We start from the raw sequence: 15,897 nt of genomic DNA, 5'->3' as shown, positions 1-15,897 counted from the left end.
CTACCCTCAGCCAGGAGAGTCTGCATGCATCCCCCGCGTATCCTGCTCGGCGTCAACATCGACCATATCGCCACCCTTCGCCAGGCTCGGGGGACGCGCTATCCCGACCCCGTCCAGGCGGCCCTGCTCGCCGAGGAGGCCGGCGCCGACGGCATCACCGTGCACCTGCGCGAGGACCGTCGCCATATCCAGGAGCGCGACGTGCGCCTGCTGGCCGAGGTGCTCAACACCCGCATGAACCTCGAGATGGCCCTCACCGAGGAGATGCTGCGCCTGGCCGAGGAGCTGCGCCCCGCCCACGTCTGCCTGGTGCCGGAGAAGCGCGAGGAGCTGACCACCGAGGGCGGGCTCGACGTGGTCGGCGGCCGCGCGGTGATCGGCGAGGCCTGTCGGCGCCTGGCGGCGGCGGGGTGCGAGGTGTCGCTGTTCATCGACCCTGAGCCCGAGCAGATCGCCGCCGCCGCCGAGGTGGGCGCGCCGGTGATCGAGCTGCATACCGGCGCCTATGCCGAGGCCTCGGGAGTGGCCGCGCGCCATGAGCACGCGCGGCTGGCCGCCGCCGCCGAGATGGCCGGCGAGCTCGGCCTCACCGTCAACGCCGGCCACGGCCTGCACTACCACAACGTCGAGGCGGTGGCGGCGTTGCCCGGCGTGCACGAGCTCAATATCGGCCATGCGATCATCGCCCGGTCGCTCTTCGTCGGCCTCAAGGAGGCGGTGAGCGAGATGAAGCGGCTGGCCATCGCCGGCCAGGAGGCCGGCCTGCTGGCGGCGCTCGACGAGCATGATCACGATCATGAACACGGCCCGGACGACGAGGCCGGCTGCTGCCGATGATCATTGGCATCGGCACCGATATTGCCCGGGTGGCCCGCTTCGAGCGGGCCATGGCGCGTCACGGCGAGCGTTTCGCCCTGCGCCTGCTCGGCGAGCTCGAACGCGAGCGGTTACGCGACCATGCGCTGCCGGCGGCCTTCCTGGCCAAGCGCTTCGCCGCCAAGGAGGCCTTCGTCAAGGCGCTGGGCACGGGGCTGCGCCGCGGCATGCGCTGGACCGAGATCCAGGTGGTCAACGATGCCCTGGGGCGCCCCTCGCTGGTGCTCTCCGGCAAGGCGCAGGCGCTGGCCGAGGCGGCCGGCGTGCGCGCCCTTCACCTGTCGCTCTCCGACGAGGAGGCCCTGGCCACCGCCTTCGTGGTGCTCGAGGGCTGAGCCGCCTGCCAGCGGCGCAGCTCGGCCATGGCGGCATAGAGGTCGGGCAACAGCGCCGCCACGGCCTCCCGGCCGCGTGACCTCAGGCGGGTCTCCAGGGTCTCCGCCAGCAGCCCCAGGCGCGGGGTGCCGCAGTAGCGGCAGGCGCCGTTCAAGGCGTGCAGGGCATCCAGCAGGGCCTCGTCGTCGTGCCCCGCGACGGCCTCCCGGATGGCGCCTTCGCTCTCCGGCAGGAAGTCGGCCAGTTTCTCGAGCAGCTCGCGTGCCAGCGCCTCGCGCCCGCCGGCGAGCCGCGTGCCGATCTCCAGGTCGACCACGGCCAGCTCCTGTTCGTCATCCTGCCGTGCCTCGTCGTGGGTCGTCGCTGCCTCGGCGGCGTGACGCGACGGCATCGCCAGCCCGAGGCTCTCCTCGAGCAGCCGGACGAGCCGCTGGGGCTCCAGCGGCTTGATCAGCACCTCGTCGAGCCCGCTCTCCAGGAGCGTGCGGCGCTGCTCACCCTGCACGTGGGCGGTCACGGCGACGATCGGCACCCGCCGCCACTCCCCGCCGAGCTGGCGGAGTGCCCGGGTCGTCTCCAGGCCATCCATGCCGGCCATGCGGATATCCATCAGCACCAGGTCGAAGCGCTGCCGACGGGCCAGCGACAGCGCCTCGGCCCCGCTCGCCGCCAGGGTCACCGCGACCCCGGCATCGCTCAGCAGCTCGCGCATCAGCAGACGGTTGGACTCGGTGTCGTCGACCACCAGCAGATGTGCGGCGGCCGTGGGCGTTGCGGCGATGGCGTTCGTGGGCAGGTCGCGAGGCGTGTGCGCCAGGTGACGGCACATCGCCTGCGTCAGTGTCGTGCGGGAGATCGGCTTGGCCAGGATCTCGCCGCCATGCGGCAGCGGCAGGGCGGGGAGGTCGGGGGGATTGGCGTTGACCAGCAGCAGGGCGGGACAGGCCAGGTGTTCCAGTCGCGCCCGCCACGCCTCCAGCGAGGCGGCCTCGAGATCCTCGGCGTCCAGTGCCACCACGGCCAGCGCGACGCCGGGCTCGGCGGCGGCCTGGGTCGCCGTGACGACCCGCGCGCGCCAGCGACGCATCAGGTGCTTGAGGGCGCGTCGAGTGGGCAGATGCGGTTCGTCGAGCGCGATGGTGTCGCCCGGCAGCTGGAGCTCGGGAGGGCGTTCGGCCTCGGCGTTGCCCGCCAGCGGCAGGCTGAAGGAGAAGGTCGAGCCCTCGCCGGGGGCGCTCTCCACGGACAGCTCGCCGCCCATCTGCTCGACCAGCTGGCGACTGATGGCAAGGCCGAGCCCCGTGCCGCCGAACTCTCGTGAGTGGCTGGCATCGGTCTGGTGGAAGGCCTGAAACAGGCGATGGCGGGCCTCCTCGTCGAGGCCCATGCCGGTGTCGCTGACGTCGACGCGCAGCACCACCCGACCGGGCTCGGCCTCTTCCAGCATGACCCGCACGATCACCTCGCCCCGATCGGTGAACTTCACGGCGTTGTTGACCAGGTTGGTGATCACCTGGCGGATGCGCAGCGGGTCGCCCTTGAGGTCGGCGGGCACGTCGTCGTAGACCAGGCCGAGCAGCTGCAGGTCCTTGTGCTGCGCGAGCGGCGCCTGCAGGCCCAGCACCTCGTCGACCAGGGCGACCATGTCCAGCGGCAGCGTCTCCAGCTCGACCCGACCGGCCTCCAGCTTGGAGAAGTCCAGCACGTCGTTGACCAGCATCAGCAGGTTGTCGCAGGCGCGCTGCACGTGGTCCAGCCAATCCCGCTGGCGCGGCTCCAGTCGCGAGCGCCCCAGCAGGCGACAGAAACCGACGATGCCGTTGAGGGGGGTGCGGATCTCGTGGCTCATGTTGGCCAGGAACTCCGACTTGACCCGGTTGGCCTCCACGGCGCGGCGATGGGCCATGTCCAGCTCGATGTTCTGGACCTCGATGGTCTCCATCGACTCCTGGAGCTCGTTGGTGGCCTGCTCGATCTGCGCCTGCAGGTCGTCCCGGGAAGCCGCCAGGTGGTCGGCGAGATCGTTGATGCGCCGGGTCAGCGAGCCCAGCTCCGGCGAGGCCGGCGGGGTCAGCCGCGCCGGCTCCATGCCGAAGGCGAGGCGTTCAAGCGCGCGTCCGGCATCGTCCAGGGGCTGCGTCACTCGCCGCGTGACGGCGAACCCGATCAGCAGCAGCAACAGACCGGCGAGCATCAGCACCAGCCCGGCACTGGCCATGAGGCGGTAGCGGGTGAGCAGCAGAGGCGTGGTGTCGACGTCCAGGGTCAGCCAGCCCGGGGTCGGTCCCGCGCCGGGCAGGGGCAGCTGCCACCGCCAGCGCAGGCCCTGTTCGAGCAGTTGCGGGGTCGCGCCCGTCGGCGGCGCCGGAAGCTGGCCAAGCTGGCCGAGGGTGAGGCGACGCTGCCCGCGGTCATCGCGAACGCCGAGTGCCTGGACATGGGGCAGGGCCATCAGGCGCTGGGCCCGGCGTGACAGCGCCTGCTCATCGCCCGCCGCCAGGGCCTCGCCGAGGCTCGGGGCGAGCAGCTCGCTGCCCCGGGTCAGGGTCTCGCGCAGCGCCGCCCGGTTCTGGCGGTCCTCGAGGACCACGGCCACGCCGGCCAGCAGCGTCAGCAGCAGCATCGGCAGGCCGAGGATCGACAGCATCAGGCGCGTCTTCAAGGACATGGCGGGCTCGTCGGACGGTGGATCGGTCCCCAGTATGCCACAGCGCGGGTGGATGCCTGTCCAGCATGGGGTGGCACGGATATAATGCCGAAAAGACGTGTTCATCAGGAAGGTTACATGCATTTTCCCACTCTCGAGGAGACCGTCGGCCATACGCCGCTGGTCCGCCTCAAGCGCATCACCGCCGGGCGCGGCAACACCCTGCTGGCCAAGCTGGAGGGCAACAACCCGGCCGGGTCGGTCAAGGATCGTCCGGCCCTCTCCATGATTCAGCAGGCCGAGGCCCGGGGCGAGATCGCCCCCGGCGACACCCTGATCGAGGCGACCTCCGGCAACACCGGCATCGCCCTGGCGATGGCGGCCGCGATCATGGGCTATCGCATGGTGATGATCATGCCCGAGAGCGCTTCCGCCGAGCGCAAGCAGGCCATGGCCGCCTACGGGGCCGAGCTGATCGAGGTGAGCGAGACGGGAGGCATGGAGGAGGCCCGCGACCTGGCCGAGAGCATGGTCGCCCGCGGCGAGGGCAAGCCGCTGAACCAGTTCGCCAACCCCGACAATCCGCTGGCCCATTATCGCACCACCGGGCCGGAGCTCTGGGAGCAGACCGGCGGCACCCTCACCCACTTCGTCTGCTCCATGGGCACCACCGGCACCATCATGGGCGTGTCGCGCTACCTCAAGGAGCGCAATCCCGAGGTGCAGATCGTCGGCCTGCAGCCCGAGGACGGGGCAAGCATCGCCGGCATTCGCCGCTGGCCGCCGCAGTACCTGCCGAGCATCTTCGACGCCAGTCGCGTCGACCGTGTGCTCGACATCGGCCAGCAGGAGGCCGAGGAGCACATGCGTCGCCTGGCCCGGGAGGAGGGCATCCTGGCCGGGATCTCCTCCGGCGGCGCGCTCGCCGGGGCGCTGCGCATCGCCGCCGAGGTGGAGAACGCGGTGATCGCCTTCATCGTCTGCGACCGCGGCGACCGCTACCTGTCCACCGGCCTGTTCGCCCCGGAGCGCTGATATGGCCATGCTGGGCAAGCGCCGACCGAAACGGGCCCCGTCGGGCGTCTCCGGGCTGCAGGGGCGAAAGTCCGATGACCGCCACGCGCCCGCCGCCTCCCAGGGGCCCGAGCTGTTGGAGATCCAGGGCCTGGCCCACGACGGGCGGGGCGTCGCCCGCACCGCCGAGGGCAAGACGGTGTTCGTCGACGGCGCGCTGCCGGGGGAGCGGGTGAGGGTCGCCGTGCATCGCACTCGCCAGCGCTTCGACGAGGCGCACGTCCGGGAGCTCGAGACCCCGTCGGCAGAGCGCGTCGTGCCGCCCTGTCCCCACTTCGGTCGCTGCGGCGGCTGCGACCTTCAGCACCTGGCCCTGCCGGGCCAGCGGCGCCACAAGCAGGAGGTCCTGACGGAGCTGCTGGGGCGCCAGGGCATCTCGCTGGAGGACGCCCCCGAGCTGCTGGCCGGGGAGGGCGAGGGCTACCGCCGCCGCGCTCGCCTGGGTGTCAAGGTCGATGCCGATGGCCGGGTGCATCTCGGCTTTCGCGCGCGCCATACCCACCGTCTCGTCGACATCGCCAGCTGCACCGTTCTGGTGCCGGCCCTGGAGGCCTTGCTGACGCCCCTGCACCAGCAGCTGTCGGCGCTCGAGGCGCCACGCCAGGTCGGGCACCTCGAGCTGCTCGAGAGCGACCGTGGGGTGGTGCTGGTGGTGCGTCAGCTGCGCGAACATGCGGGTGATACCCGCCGCTGGCAGGCCTTCGCCGAGGCCCAGGGCGTGCACCTCGCCCGCTGGCTGGGCCGCGAGGCGCCGGCCTTCGAATGGCTGACGCCCGCGCCGGCGCTCGAGTGCCGGGTGCCGGGCCCGGCCGGCGAGCTCCCCCTTCGCGTCGAGCCGGGGGACTTCCTCCAGGCCAATGCCGAGGTCAATCGCCTGATGGTCGCCGCCGCGCTCTCCTGGCTCTCGCCGCATGTCGGAAAGGCCCGGCTGCTCGACCTGTTCGCCGGCATCGGCAACTTCAGCCTGCCGCTGGCCGCGGCCGGTGCCCGGGTCGCCACGGCGGAGGGCAACCCGGCGATGGTCGAGCGCCTGGCCGGCAATGCCCACGCCAATGGCCTTGCGATCGAGGCGCACCAGGCCGACCTCAACGACCCGGCCGCGGTGCGCGAGCTGCTCGCGGCGACGCGCCCCGAGGTGGTGGTGCTGGACCCGCCGCGGGAGGGCGCCGAGGCGGTGAGCCAGGCGCTGGTGGCGCACCCGGTCCCCCATCTGCTGTATGTCTCCTGTGACCCGGCGACGCTCGCCCGGGATGCGGCACACCTCTTGCACGGGGGGTATCGGATCGTGCGCGCGGCGGTCGCCGACATGTTCGTGCACACCTCCCACCTGGAATCCATGCTGATGTTCGAGTTCACGGGCTCGACTCGCGACCCCCAAGGAGCGCCGAGCGATGGTTAAAGTGCGTGAGGATCAGCCGTTGACCCGGGACGGGTCGGTCGATATCGACCTGTGGCTGACGCGCCTGCAGGACGACGTGAAGCTGCGTGACCCCGCGGAGATGGAGCAGGCCTGCCGGCTCGCCCAGCACCTGGAGCAGACCTCCGAGCGGCCCCACAAGAGCTGGCTCATCGATGGCTCGAGCTTTCGCATGGGGCTCGAGATGGCCGATATCCTCGGCGAGCTCAAGCTCGACCAGCCGGCGCTCGAGGCCGCGGTGCTCTATCGGGCGGTGCGCGAGCGGCTGATCGGCCTCGCCGAGGTCGAGAAGCGCTTCGGCGGCGAGGTGGCCGGGCTGATCGACGGCGTGCTACAGATGGCCGCCATCAGCACCTTCCAGGCGCCCAGTCAGGGCCTGACCCAGCACGATCAGCAGGACAACCTGCGCAAGATGCTGGTCAACCTGATCGACGACGTGCGCGTCGCCCTGATCAAGATCGCCGAGCGCACCTGCGCGCTGCGCCAGGTGCGCGACGCCCCACGCGAGAAGCGCCTGCAGGTGGCCCGCGAGGTGTTCGACATCTACGCGCCGCTGGCCCACCGCCTGGGCATCGGCCATCTCAAGTGGGAGCTCGAGGATCTCTCCTTTCGCTACCTGCACGAGGACGACTACAAGGCGATCGCGCGTCAGCTGGCCGAGCGGCGCCAGGACCGCGACCGCTACATCAGCGAGGTGGTGGAGACCCTCAAGTCGCTGATGTCGGCCCAGGGCATCCGCCGCTATCAGGTCGACGGCCGCGCCAAGCACATCTACTCGATCTGGCGGAAGATGAAGCGCAAGCACATCGACTTCTCCCAGGTCCACGATATCCGCGCGGTGCGCATCCTGGTGCCCGAGGTGAGCGACTGCTACACGGTGCTGGGCATCGTCCATTCGCGCTGGCACCACGTGCCCAACGAGTTCGACGACTACATCGCCAACCCCAAGAAGAACGGCTACCAGTCGCTGCACACCGCGGTCCTGGGCCCGGAGAACAAGGTGCTGGAGATCCAGATCCGCACCTTCGCCATGCACGAGGAGGCCGAGCTCGGGGTCTGCGCCCACTGGCGCTACAAGGGGCACGACACCAGCGCCCGCAGCGCCAGCTACGAGGAGAAGATCGCCTGGCTGCGCCAGGTGCTCGAGTGGCACGAGGAGGTCGGCGACTTCGGCGACCTGCGCGAGGGGCTGACCAGCGACGTGGCGCCGGATCGCATCTACGTCTTCACCCCCGACGGCCACGTCATCGACCTGCCGCGGGTCGCCACGCCCATCGATTTCGCCTACCGGGTGCACACCGAGGTAGGCCATCGCTGTCGCGGCGCCAAGGTCGACGGGCGCATCGTGCCGCTCACCTACCGGCTCAAGACCGGCCAGCAGGTGGAGATCCTCACCGCCAGCAAGAGCGGGCCGAGTCGCGACTGGCTCAACCCCAATCTGGGCTACGTGCGCACCTCCCGGGCGCGCGCCAAGATCCAGGCCTGGTTCAAGCTGCAGGCGCGCGACCGCAACCTCGAGGAGGGGCGGGCCCTGTTCGAGCGCGAGATGAAGCGGCTCGACGTCGAGGGCATGGACCTCACCCGCCTGGCCAACAAGGTCAACTACCCGACCCCGGAGGACATGTATGCCGCCCTGGGGGCCGGCGACCTGCGCATCGGCCAGGTGCTGCACCAGGCGCAGCAGCTGTTCGGCGAGAGCGATGACCAGGAGCAGCTCGACCGCCTGCTGGCCAAGCCGCGCAAGGCCACCGGCAAGGGCGCTGGCGGCGACATCACCGTGCTCGGCGTGGGCAACCTCAAGACCAGCATGGCCAACTGCTGCCATCCGGTGCCCGGCGAGGCCATCGTCGGCTTCATCACCCAGGGGCGCGGCGTCACCGTGCACCGCCAGGACTGCCCCAACATCCTCCAGTTGCGTCTCGACGAGCCGCAACGCATCATCGAGGTGGAGTGGGGGGAGCGCGCCCGCACCCAGTACCCGGTGGACATCGAGATCCAGGCCTGGGACCGTTCGGGGCTCTTGCGCGACGTCACCGGGGTGCTCAGCAACGACCGCGTCAACGTGCTCTCCGTCAACACCCTCACCGACACCGACGACGGCATCGCCCGCATGTCCATCACCGTTGAGGTCGACGGCCTGGAGACCCTGGGGCGGCTCTTCTCGCGCATCCAGCAGCTGCCCAACGTCATCGAGGTGCGCCGCCTGCGCGACGGCGGCAAGAAGGGCAAGGGAAAGGGCAAGAGGAAGGCCACATGAGTGATACGCGCCACGACCTGAATCACCTGCTGGAGCTGATGGCCGTGCTGCGAGACCCCCAGCAGGGCTGCCCCTGGGACGTCCAGCAGCACTGGGACTCCATCGTCCCCCATACCCTCGAGGAGGCCTACGAGGTCGCCGATGCCATCGAGCGTCGCGCCTTCGACGAGCTGCCCGGCGAGCTCGGCGACCTGCTCTTCCAGGTGGTCTACTACAGCCAGTTCGCGGCGGAGGAGGGGCGCTTCGACTTCCACGACGTGGTCGATACCCTGACCGCCAAGATGCTGCACCGCCATCCCCACGTCTTCCCCGACGGCACCCTCGCCTCGCGCCGCGAGGGGGTAAGTGCGGCCGAGGTCCAGACCCGGCAGGTGCACTCGCGCTGGGAGTCGCTGAAGGCCGAGGAGCGCGCCGAGCGCGCCCGCGAGGAGGCCGAGGCCGCGTCGGTGCTCGACGACGTGCCGCGCACCCTGCCGGCGCTTGCGCGCGCCGCCAAGCTCTCCAAGCGGGCGGCCCGGGTCGGCTTCGACTGGCCCGACGCCCGCGGCGTGCTGGCGAAGATCCGCGAGGAGCTCGACGAGGTCGAGCAGGCGCTGGCCGAGGGGGATCGCGACCACGCCACCGAGGAGGTGGGGGACCTGCTGTTCGCCGTCACCAACCTGGCGCGCACCCTCAAGGCAGACCCCGAGCAGTGCCTGCGCCACACCAATGCCAAGTTCGAGCGGCGCTTTCGCCACGTCGAGGCGGCGCTGGCCGCCGAGGACGTGCCGCTGCCCGAGGCGGGGCTCGCGGCGATGGAGCGCCACTGGCAGGCGGCCAAGCGACACGACGTCCCCGACACGGAATCGCCGCAAGGAGAGACCCGGCCATGAGCCATGATCTGCATGAATCGCTGCGTGACAATGTTCGTATCCTGGGCGACAGCCTCGGGCGCACCATCGCCGATGACCTCGGGCCGGGCTTCGTCGATCGCATCGAGACCATCCGCGGCTTCGCCAAGCGTGGCCGCCAGGGCGAGCAGGGCAGCCAGCGCGAACTGATCGAGTACCTGCGCCAGCTGCCCGACCGCGACCTGCTGCCGGTCACCCGCGCCTTCAACCAGTTCCTCAACCTCGCCAACATCGCCGAGCAGCACTACCGGGCGCGCTTTCGCCGGGTCGAGGACTACCGGCCCGGCACCCAGCCGGTGCTCTCCGAGCTGCTCGAGCGCGCCCGGGGCGAGGGCCACTCGCCGCGCAAGCTGGTCGAGAGCCTCGCCGGCATGCGCGTCGAGCTGGTGCTCACCGCCCATCCCACCGAGGTCATCCGGCGCACCCTGATTCAGAAGTACGACGCCATCGACGACTGCCTGACCGCCATCGAGTCCTCCGGCGACTACCCGGAGCGCGGCGTGCGCGCCCAGGGGCGCCTGGAGGAGCTGATCAGCCAGGCCTGGCACACCGACGAGATCCGCCACGAGCGGCCGACCCCGGTGGACGAGGCGAAGTGGGGCTTCGCGGTGATCGAGAACTCCCTGTGGCAGGCGGTGCCCGACTTCCATCGCGACCTCGACAACCTGCTGCTGGAGACCGCCGGCGAGCGCCTGCCGCTGGATGCCGCGCCGATTCGCTTCGCCTCCTGGATGGGCGGCGACCGCGACGGCAACCCCAACGTCACCGCCAAGGTCACCCGGGAGGTGCTGCTGCTGGGCCGCTGGATGGCCGCCGACCTCTATCTGCGCGACCTGGAGCAGCTCAAGGCTGAGCTCTCCATGTGGAAGGCCAACAGCGCGCTGCGGGCCGAGGTGGGCGAGGTGGCAGAGCCCTACCGCGAACTGCTCAAGCGCCTGGTGACCCGGGTCGAGGCGACGCGAGAGTGGGCCAAGGCGGAGCTCGACGGGCGCAGCGTCGAGGACGGTCCCATCATCGAGACCCGCGACCAGCTCTACGCGCCGCTGCTGGCCTGCTACCGGTCGCTGTGCGACGTGGGCCTCGACACCATCGCCAACGGCGTGCTGCTCGATACCCTGCGTCGTGTCGCCGTGTTCGGCGTGACCCTGACCAAGCTCGATCTGCGCCAGGAGGCGAGCCGCCACGCCCAGGTGATGGAGGAGCTCACCGACGGCCTGGCCCTCGGCCACTATCGCGACTGGGACGAGGCCCAGCGCCAGGAGTTCCTGCTCGCCGAGTTGGGCTCCCGGCGTCCGCTGATCCCGCGTCGCTGGGAGTGCTCGGCGGAGTCCCGCGAGGTCATCGATACCTTCCGCGTGATCGCCTCCGAGCACCGCGAGGCGCTTGGCACCTACATCATCTCCATGGCGGCCCAGCCCTCGGACGTGCTGGCCGTGGCGCTGCTGATGAAGGAGGTGGGCGGCACGGTCAGCCTGCCCATCGCGCCGCTGTTCGAGACCCTCGACGATCTCGATCATGCCGGTGAGGTCATCGATCACCTGCTGGCGCTGCCGGGCTATCGCGCCCTGGCCGGCGACAGCCAGGAGGTGATGATCGGCTACTCGGACTCCGCCAAGGATGCCGGCCAGCTGGCTGCCGCCTGGGCGCAGTATCGCGCCCAGGAGACGCTGGTGGAGGTGTGTGATCGCCACGGCGTCGACCTGACGCTGTTCCACGGCCGCGGCGGCACCGTGGGGCGCGGCGGCGGCCCGGCCCACGCGGCCATCCTCTCCCAGCCGCCTGGCTCGGTGAACGGCAGCCTGCGGGTGACCGAACAGGGCGAGATGATCCGCTTCAAGTTCGGCCAGCCCGAGATCGCCCTGCGCTCCATGGAGATCTATGCCTGCGCGGTGCTCGAGGCGAGCCTGCTGCCGCCACCGTCGCCGCGAGCCGAGTGGCGCGAGGAGATGGATCGCCTGGCCAAGGTGGCCCACGGCGCCTATGTGAGCGTGGTACGCGAGGATCCCGACTTCGTGCCCTACTTCCGCTCGGTGACCCCGGAGGGGGCGCTGGGTCGCCTGCCGCTGGGGTCGCGGCCGACCAAGCGCCGCCAGGACGGCGGAGTGGAGACCCTGCGGGCCATCCCCTGGATCTTCGCCTGGACCCAGACCCGCCTGATGCTGCCGGCGTGGCTGGGCAGCGGCGAGGCCTTCAGCGGGCGCCTCGAGACACCGGGCGGCCTCGAGCTGCTGCGCGAGATGCGAAAGGAGTGGCCCTTCTTCGGCACCTACCTGGACATGCTGGAGATGCTGCTGGCCAAGGCGGACGTCGACATCGCCGCCTACTACGAGCATCGCCTGGTCGACGAGCCGGCCCTGAAGACGCTGGGTGAGCGGCTGCGGACGCGCTTCGGTCGTCTCCAGGACGCGGTGCTCCAGGTGCTCGACCAGCAGGAGCTGCTGGAGGACACGCCGCTGATTCGCCAGGCGATCGACGTGCGCAACCCTTACATCGACCCGCTGCACGGCCTCCAGGCCGAGTTGCTGCAGCGTAACCGCGACGCCGACGGCGCCATCAGCGCGGATCTTTCCCGGGCCCTGATGGTGACCATGGCGGGCATCGCGGCGGGGCTTCGCAATACCGGCTGATCGCCATGGCCCGAACCTTACTCCACGCCCCAACGACATCGCCCCGGCCAGCTGGCCGGGGCGATGTCGTTCGAGCGCGATGATCAGAGGGTGTGACGGAACCGAGGCTCAGAAGGAACTACGGCTCAGAAGGGCACGTGGATCGAGGCGGTCATCAGGTTGAGGTGCTCCAGGGCCGGGGCATCGATCTGCTCGAACTCGAGGCGGCTGACCACCCGGCGAAACTGCAGGCGAGCCCCGAAGCCCTGGATCCTCGCCGTGCCACGACTCCCCTCGGCGCGATCGTCGGTGCCGACGGGGTCGCCCTGCCACTCCGCCAGTCCCGCCTTGGCGTAGAGGCCGAGAGCACCGACGCGCACGCCGGCCATCAGGCTGCCGCCGAGGCTGGTGGTGTCGTGGAGCCGCGAGCCGTCTTCCCCGGTGATCGGTACGTCGTCGCTGCGCTGATAGCTGACCTCGGCGCCCAGGTCGAGCCGGGGCAGGCTCTGCGGGGTGAAGCCGGCGGTGAGGCGAAAGCCGGACGTGGCGCCGTCGAGGGTGGCGACATCGTCCCCCTGGACGAGCATGCCGTTGTCGAGCAGTACGAGGGGCTGGGCGATGCCGCCGTAGGCGGGCATCTCGGCCTCGATCTCCCTGTCGTCGTCGAGTTCGAGGCCGAGATCGGCCTGGCAGGGCAGGGCGAAGGCCGCCAGGAGGACGGTCAGGGCGATGAGGGCGCGCGAATCCGGATGCATGATCTCCGACCTTGAGTCGGCAGTGGGGGTGCCGGCCCGGAATTATCACCCTCTCAATCTAGCAACCGCCGGTGGGTTGCGCCAATGCGTCGGCACGGGCCCGCAGGGCGGTCAGGTGATCGGCGAGGCCCGGCGCCGCCAGGCCGTGTCGCTCGGCCGCGGTGAGCAGAGGCGCGAGGATCGCCTCGTGCTCGGTGAGGCGCCTGGCCTGGATGTCCTGCAGCATGGAGGCGCGATTGGCGGCTGTCGCCTCGACGACCTGCCACACCAGGCGTCCCCAGCCTGCGATCCCCTCACCCTCGGGCGGCGCGATGCCCTCGGCGGCGAGGATCGGCGCGAGCTCGGCGACCAGGGCCTCGACCCGGGCACGGAAGGGGGCGTCGCGCAGTTCGCCATTGCGGATGGCGAAGCGGGCCACCAGCGGATTGATGGCCGCGTTGACGGCGAGCTTGCGCCACAGCCGAACACGGATGTCGTCGACCGCCTCGGCGGGCAGTCCCGCGGACGATAGGGTGTCGGCCAGTCGCCTGGCGAGGCCGCGATGACGGCCATCCAGGCTGCCGAGGAAGGTGTGGCCGTGGCCGGCGTGGGTCACCCGGGCATCGTCCTGGACGTGGGCGCCCTCGGTGGTGGTGGCACAGAGCACCGGCCCGGCATGGCGTTCGCTGAGCCGTGGCTGGCAGGCGAAGCCGTTCTGCCACAGCACCAGCGGCACCCCCTCGGGCAGGTGGTCGGCCAGGGCGGCGTGGGCCGCCTCGGCGCCATGGGACTTGGTGGTCAGGTGCACCACGTCGGGGGACGGCGCCGGCAGGGCCTCGATCCGGGCCACGTCGACCCGCCGCACGAGCGAGGCGTGCTCCGGGGTGATCAGCGTCTGCTCGGCGGGCAGCGGGCGGCGGGCGATCAGCGTCACCTCGGCCGTGGCGGCCAGCCGCAGGGCGATCAGCCGGCCCAGCGCCCCGGGCCCGACGATCCAGTGTCGCGTCATGGTCATGGCGGCTCTCCTCGTGCGTGCATGGCGGTCAGCATCGGCGGCAGGGGGCCCCGCCGTGCTGGGTCATTTCTGCCGCGGGCGTCGTGGCGTGGTGGTGCCGCGTCGGCGCGGGCCGCCGCGCCTCTTGCCGCCCTTGCCGCGCGGCGGCGGGGCCTGCTCGCCCTGAGCGCTGGCGAGCGCGGTGCGTATCCGGCCGGCGTCCGCGGCGGTGAGCAGGCCACGCAGGTCCTCGATCAGCGCCGTGAGGAAGGGGCCCGGATCGTCGTCCTGCTCGGCGATGGCGCCCAGCCGCTGCTCCCACAGGGCGGTGCGCTCGGGGCGGCCCACCGCCTCGGGCAGCGAGGCGATCAGCGCACTGCCCAGCCGGGTGGCGCGCAGCGCCTTGGCCTGGCGGACCAGGTAGCCGCGCTCCACCAGGGTCTCGAGGATCCCGGCCCGGGTCGCCTCGGTGCCCAGGCCGTCGTGCTCGCGAAGGGTGCGGCGCACCGCCGGGTCGTCGACGTAGCGGGCGATGTTCATCATCGCCTTGATCAGGCTGGCATCGGTGAAGGGCTCGGGCGGGCGCGTCTCGCGATCCTCGACGTCGGCCTGCTCGACCCGACAGGTCTCGCCCTCGGCGAGCGGCGGCAGGGGCGGTGCCTGCTCGCGGGTCGTGAACAGCGGCTTCCAGCCGGGATCGAGGATCTCCTGGCCCTTGGCGCGGAAGTGTTCGTCGAGGATCCGGAAGTCGGCCTGGATGTCGCGCACGGCCAGCGGCGGATAGAACTGGGCCAGCACGTTGCGGGCGATCAGCCGGAAGACGTCCGCCTCGGCCTGCTCGAGCCGCGACAGGTCGGCGGGCTTGCCGGTGGGCGCCAGGGCGTGGTGCGCGCCGACCTTGGCGTCGTTCCAGGCCTTGGAGCGTCGCGAGAAATCCGCATCGCCGAACCAGCCGCGCAGGGTGTCGTCGGCGCGACAGGCGCCCTCGAGGGTGGTGTGGGCGGCGGCGAAGTGCTCCTCGGGCAGGTAGCGACAGTCCGAGCGCGGGTAGGTGATCAGCTGATGGCGCTCGTAGAGGCGCTGGCAGACGTCCAGCGTCGCCTTGGCGGAGAGCCCGTGGCGCCGCGCGGCGTCCACCTGCAGCGCCGAGAGCGAGTAGGGCAGGGGCGCGGCCTGGCGCTTGTCGCGGCTCTCCAGCCGGGTCAGCCGGCCCTCGGCGCCGGGCAGCCGCTCGGCCAGCTCGGCGGCGGGGTCTCGCGACAGCAGCCGCCCCTGATCGTCCAGGGAGTGGGCCTCGCCGGGCTGCCACCAGGCGCGCAGCCGGCCCCGGGCGACGGCGAGGTCGGCCCACAGCACGAAGAAGGGGCGGGGCTCGAAGTCGCGGATCTCGGCGTCGCGGCGCACCACCAGTCCGAGCACCGGCGTCTGCACTCGGCCCACCGACAGCACGCCGTCGTGGCCGGCCTGTCGCCCGCTCACCGTCCAGGCGCGGGTGAGGTTGATGCCATACAGCCAGTCGGCCCGGGCGCGGGACTGGGCCGCCCGGTAGAGGGGGCCATAGCGGGCGTTGTCCTCGAGCCGCCCCAGCGCCCGCTTGACCGCCGGACGGTTGAGGTCGCTGACCAGCAGTCGCGAGACCGGGCCCTTCCAGCCCAGGTGCTCGATCACCTCCTGCACCAGCAGCTGGCCCTCGCGGTCCGGGTCGCCGGCGTGGACCACCTCGCGGGCGTCCTTGAGCAGCTTGCGGATCACCGCCAGCTGGCCGCGGGCCTTCGGCCGGGGCATCAGCTTCCAGCGGCCCGGCAGGATCGGCAGGTGGTCGAGGCGCCACTGCTTGAGGGCGGGATCGTAGGCGTCCGGCGCCGCCTGCTCCAGCAGGTGCCCCAGGCACCAGGTGACGGTGGTGTCACCGACCACCACGGCGCCGTCCTGGCGGCGGGGGCTGCCGGGCAGCGCGTCGGCGATGGCCCGGCCCAGGCTTGGTTTCTCGGCGATGATCAGGCGCATAACGGCTCGTCGGAGAAAATGATATGGACATTCTTCCAGTATTCTCGGCGCCTCGCCAG

General features: G+C 71.2%; 11 protein-coding genes. 7 read left to right on the top strand and 4 right to left on the bottom strand.

What is annotated here, in order from left to right; translation table 11 throughout:
- Nucleotides 1-24 precede the first annotated feature (24 nt).
- Together pdxJ and ACGTNG_RS12420 are read left to right on the top strand one after the other, a co-directional pair.
- Nucleotides 25-837 (top strand): pyridoxine 5'-phosphate synthase, encoded by an 813-nt coding sequence (gene pdxJ, locus ACGTNG_RS12425; protein ID WP_394577362.1) that lies wholly within the window; start codon nucleotides 25-27, stop codon nucleotides 835-837.
- Nucleotides 834-1,211, top strand: coding sequence for a holo-ACP synthase (locus ACGTNG_RS12420; RefSeq protein ID WP_394577361.1), 378 nt, complete (start codon nucleotides 834-836; stop codon nucleotides 1,209-1,211). Before pdxJ ends, ACGTNG_RS12420 begins: the two co-directional genes overlap by 4 nt.
- On the opposite strand, the gene ACGTNG_RS12415 is transcribed toward ACGTNG_RS12420, so the two are convergent.
- On the bottom strand, nucleotides 1,151-3,880 hold the full coding sequence (locus tag ACGTNG_RS12415) for an ATP-binding protein (RefSeq protein WP_394577360.1): 2,730 nt from the start codon (nucleotides 3,878-3,880) through the stop codon (nucleotides 1,151-1,153). The genes ACGTNG_RS12420 and ACGTNG_RS12415 overlap by 61 nt on opposite strands.
- A gap of 117 nt (nucleotides 3,881-3,997) precedes the next feature.
- On the opposite strand from ACGTNG_RS12415, the gene cysM reads away from it, so the two are divergent.
- From cysM to ppc, 5 genes are read left to right on the top strand one after another with little or no spacing between them, the layout of a single operon-like run.
- Entirely contained in the window at nucleotides 3,998-4,894 is an 897-nt protein-coding gene (gene cysM, locus ACGTNG_RS12410) for a cysteine synthase CysM (protein ID WP_394577359.1), read from the top strand.
- A gap of 1 nt (nucleotide 4,895) precedes the next feature.
- Entirely contained in the window at nucleotides 4,896-6,332 is a 1,437-nt protein-coding gene (locus tag ACGTNG_RS12405; RefSeq protein ID WP_394577358.1) for a TRAM domain-containing protein, read from the top strand.
- Nucleotides 6,325-8,607, top strand: a complete 2,283-nt coding sequence (relA, locus tag ACGTNG_RS12400; RefSeq protein WP_394577357.1) for a GTP diphosphokinase — start codon at nucleotides 6,325-6,327, stop codon at nucleotides 8,605-8,607. The genes ACGTNG_RS12405 and relA overlap by 8 nt, the downstream gene beginning before the upstream one ends.
- Nucleotides 8,604-9,479 (top strand): nucleoside triphosphate pyrophosphohydrolase, encoded by an 876-nt coding sequence (mazG, locus tag ACGTNG_RS12395; protein ID WP_394577356.1) that lies wholly within the window; start codon nucleotides 8,604-8,606, stop codon nucleotides 9,477-9,479. Before relA ends, mazG begins: the two co-directional genes overlap by 4 nt.
- Nucleotides 9,476-12,124, top strand: coding sequence for a phosphoenolpyruvate carboxylase (gene ppc / locus ACGTNG_RS12390; protein ID WP_394577355.1), 2,649 nt, complete (start codon nucleotides 9,476-9,478; stop codon nucleotides 12,122-12,124). Before mazG ends, ppc begins: the two co-directional genes overlap by 4 nt.
- Nucleotides 12,125-12,249: 125 nt before the next feature.
- Here the strand turns inward: ppc and ACGTNG_RS12385 are convergent, their stop codons facing one another.
- The 3 genes from ACGTNG_RS12385 to ACGTNG_RS12375 form a co-directional block, all read right to left on the bottom strand.
- A complete protein-coding gene (locus tag ACGTNG_RS12385; protein ID WP_394577354.1) occupies nucleotides 12,250-12,858 on the bottom strand; it encodes a hypothetical protein in 609 nt (202 codons plus the stop codon).
- A gap of 58 nt (nucleotides 12,859-12,916) precedes the next feature.
- On the bottom strand, nucleotides 12,917-13,852 hold the full coding sequence (locus tag ACGTNG_RS12380) for a ketopantoate reductase family protein (protein ID WP_394577353.1): 936 nt from the start codon (nucleotides 13,850-13,852) through the stop codon (nucleotides 12,917-12,919).
- A 63-nt stretch (nucleotides 13,853-13,915) separates the two neighbouring features.
- Complete coding sequence (locus ACGTNG_RS12375) at nucleotides 13,916-15,838, bottom strand: DNA topoisomerase III (protein WP_394577352.1); 1,923 nt, start codon at nucleotides 15,836-15,838, stop codon at nucleotides 13,916-13,918.
- Nucleotides 15,839-15,897 lie beyond the last annotated feature (59 nt).

Origin of the sequence: Halomonas sp. B23F22_3 (assembly GCF_043496965.1) — a bacterium.
Lineage (GTDB): Bacteria > Pseudomonadota > Gammaproteobacteria > Pseudomonadales > Halomonadaceae > Halomonas.
Note: the sequence above shows the minus strand (reverse complement) of the source record. Positions and strands in the feature narration are given on the sequence as shown.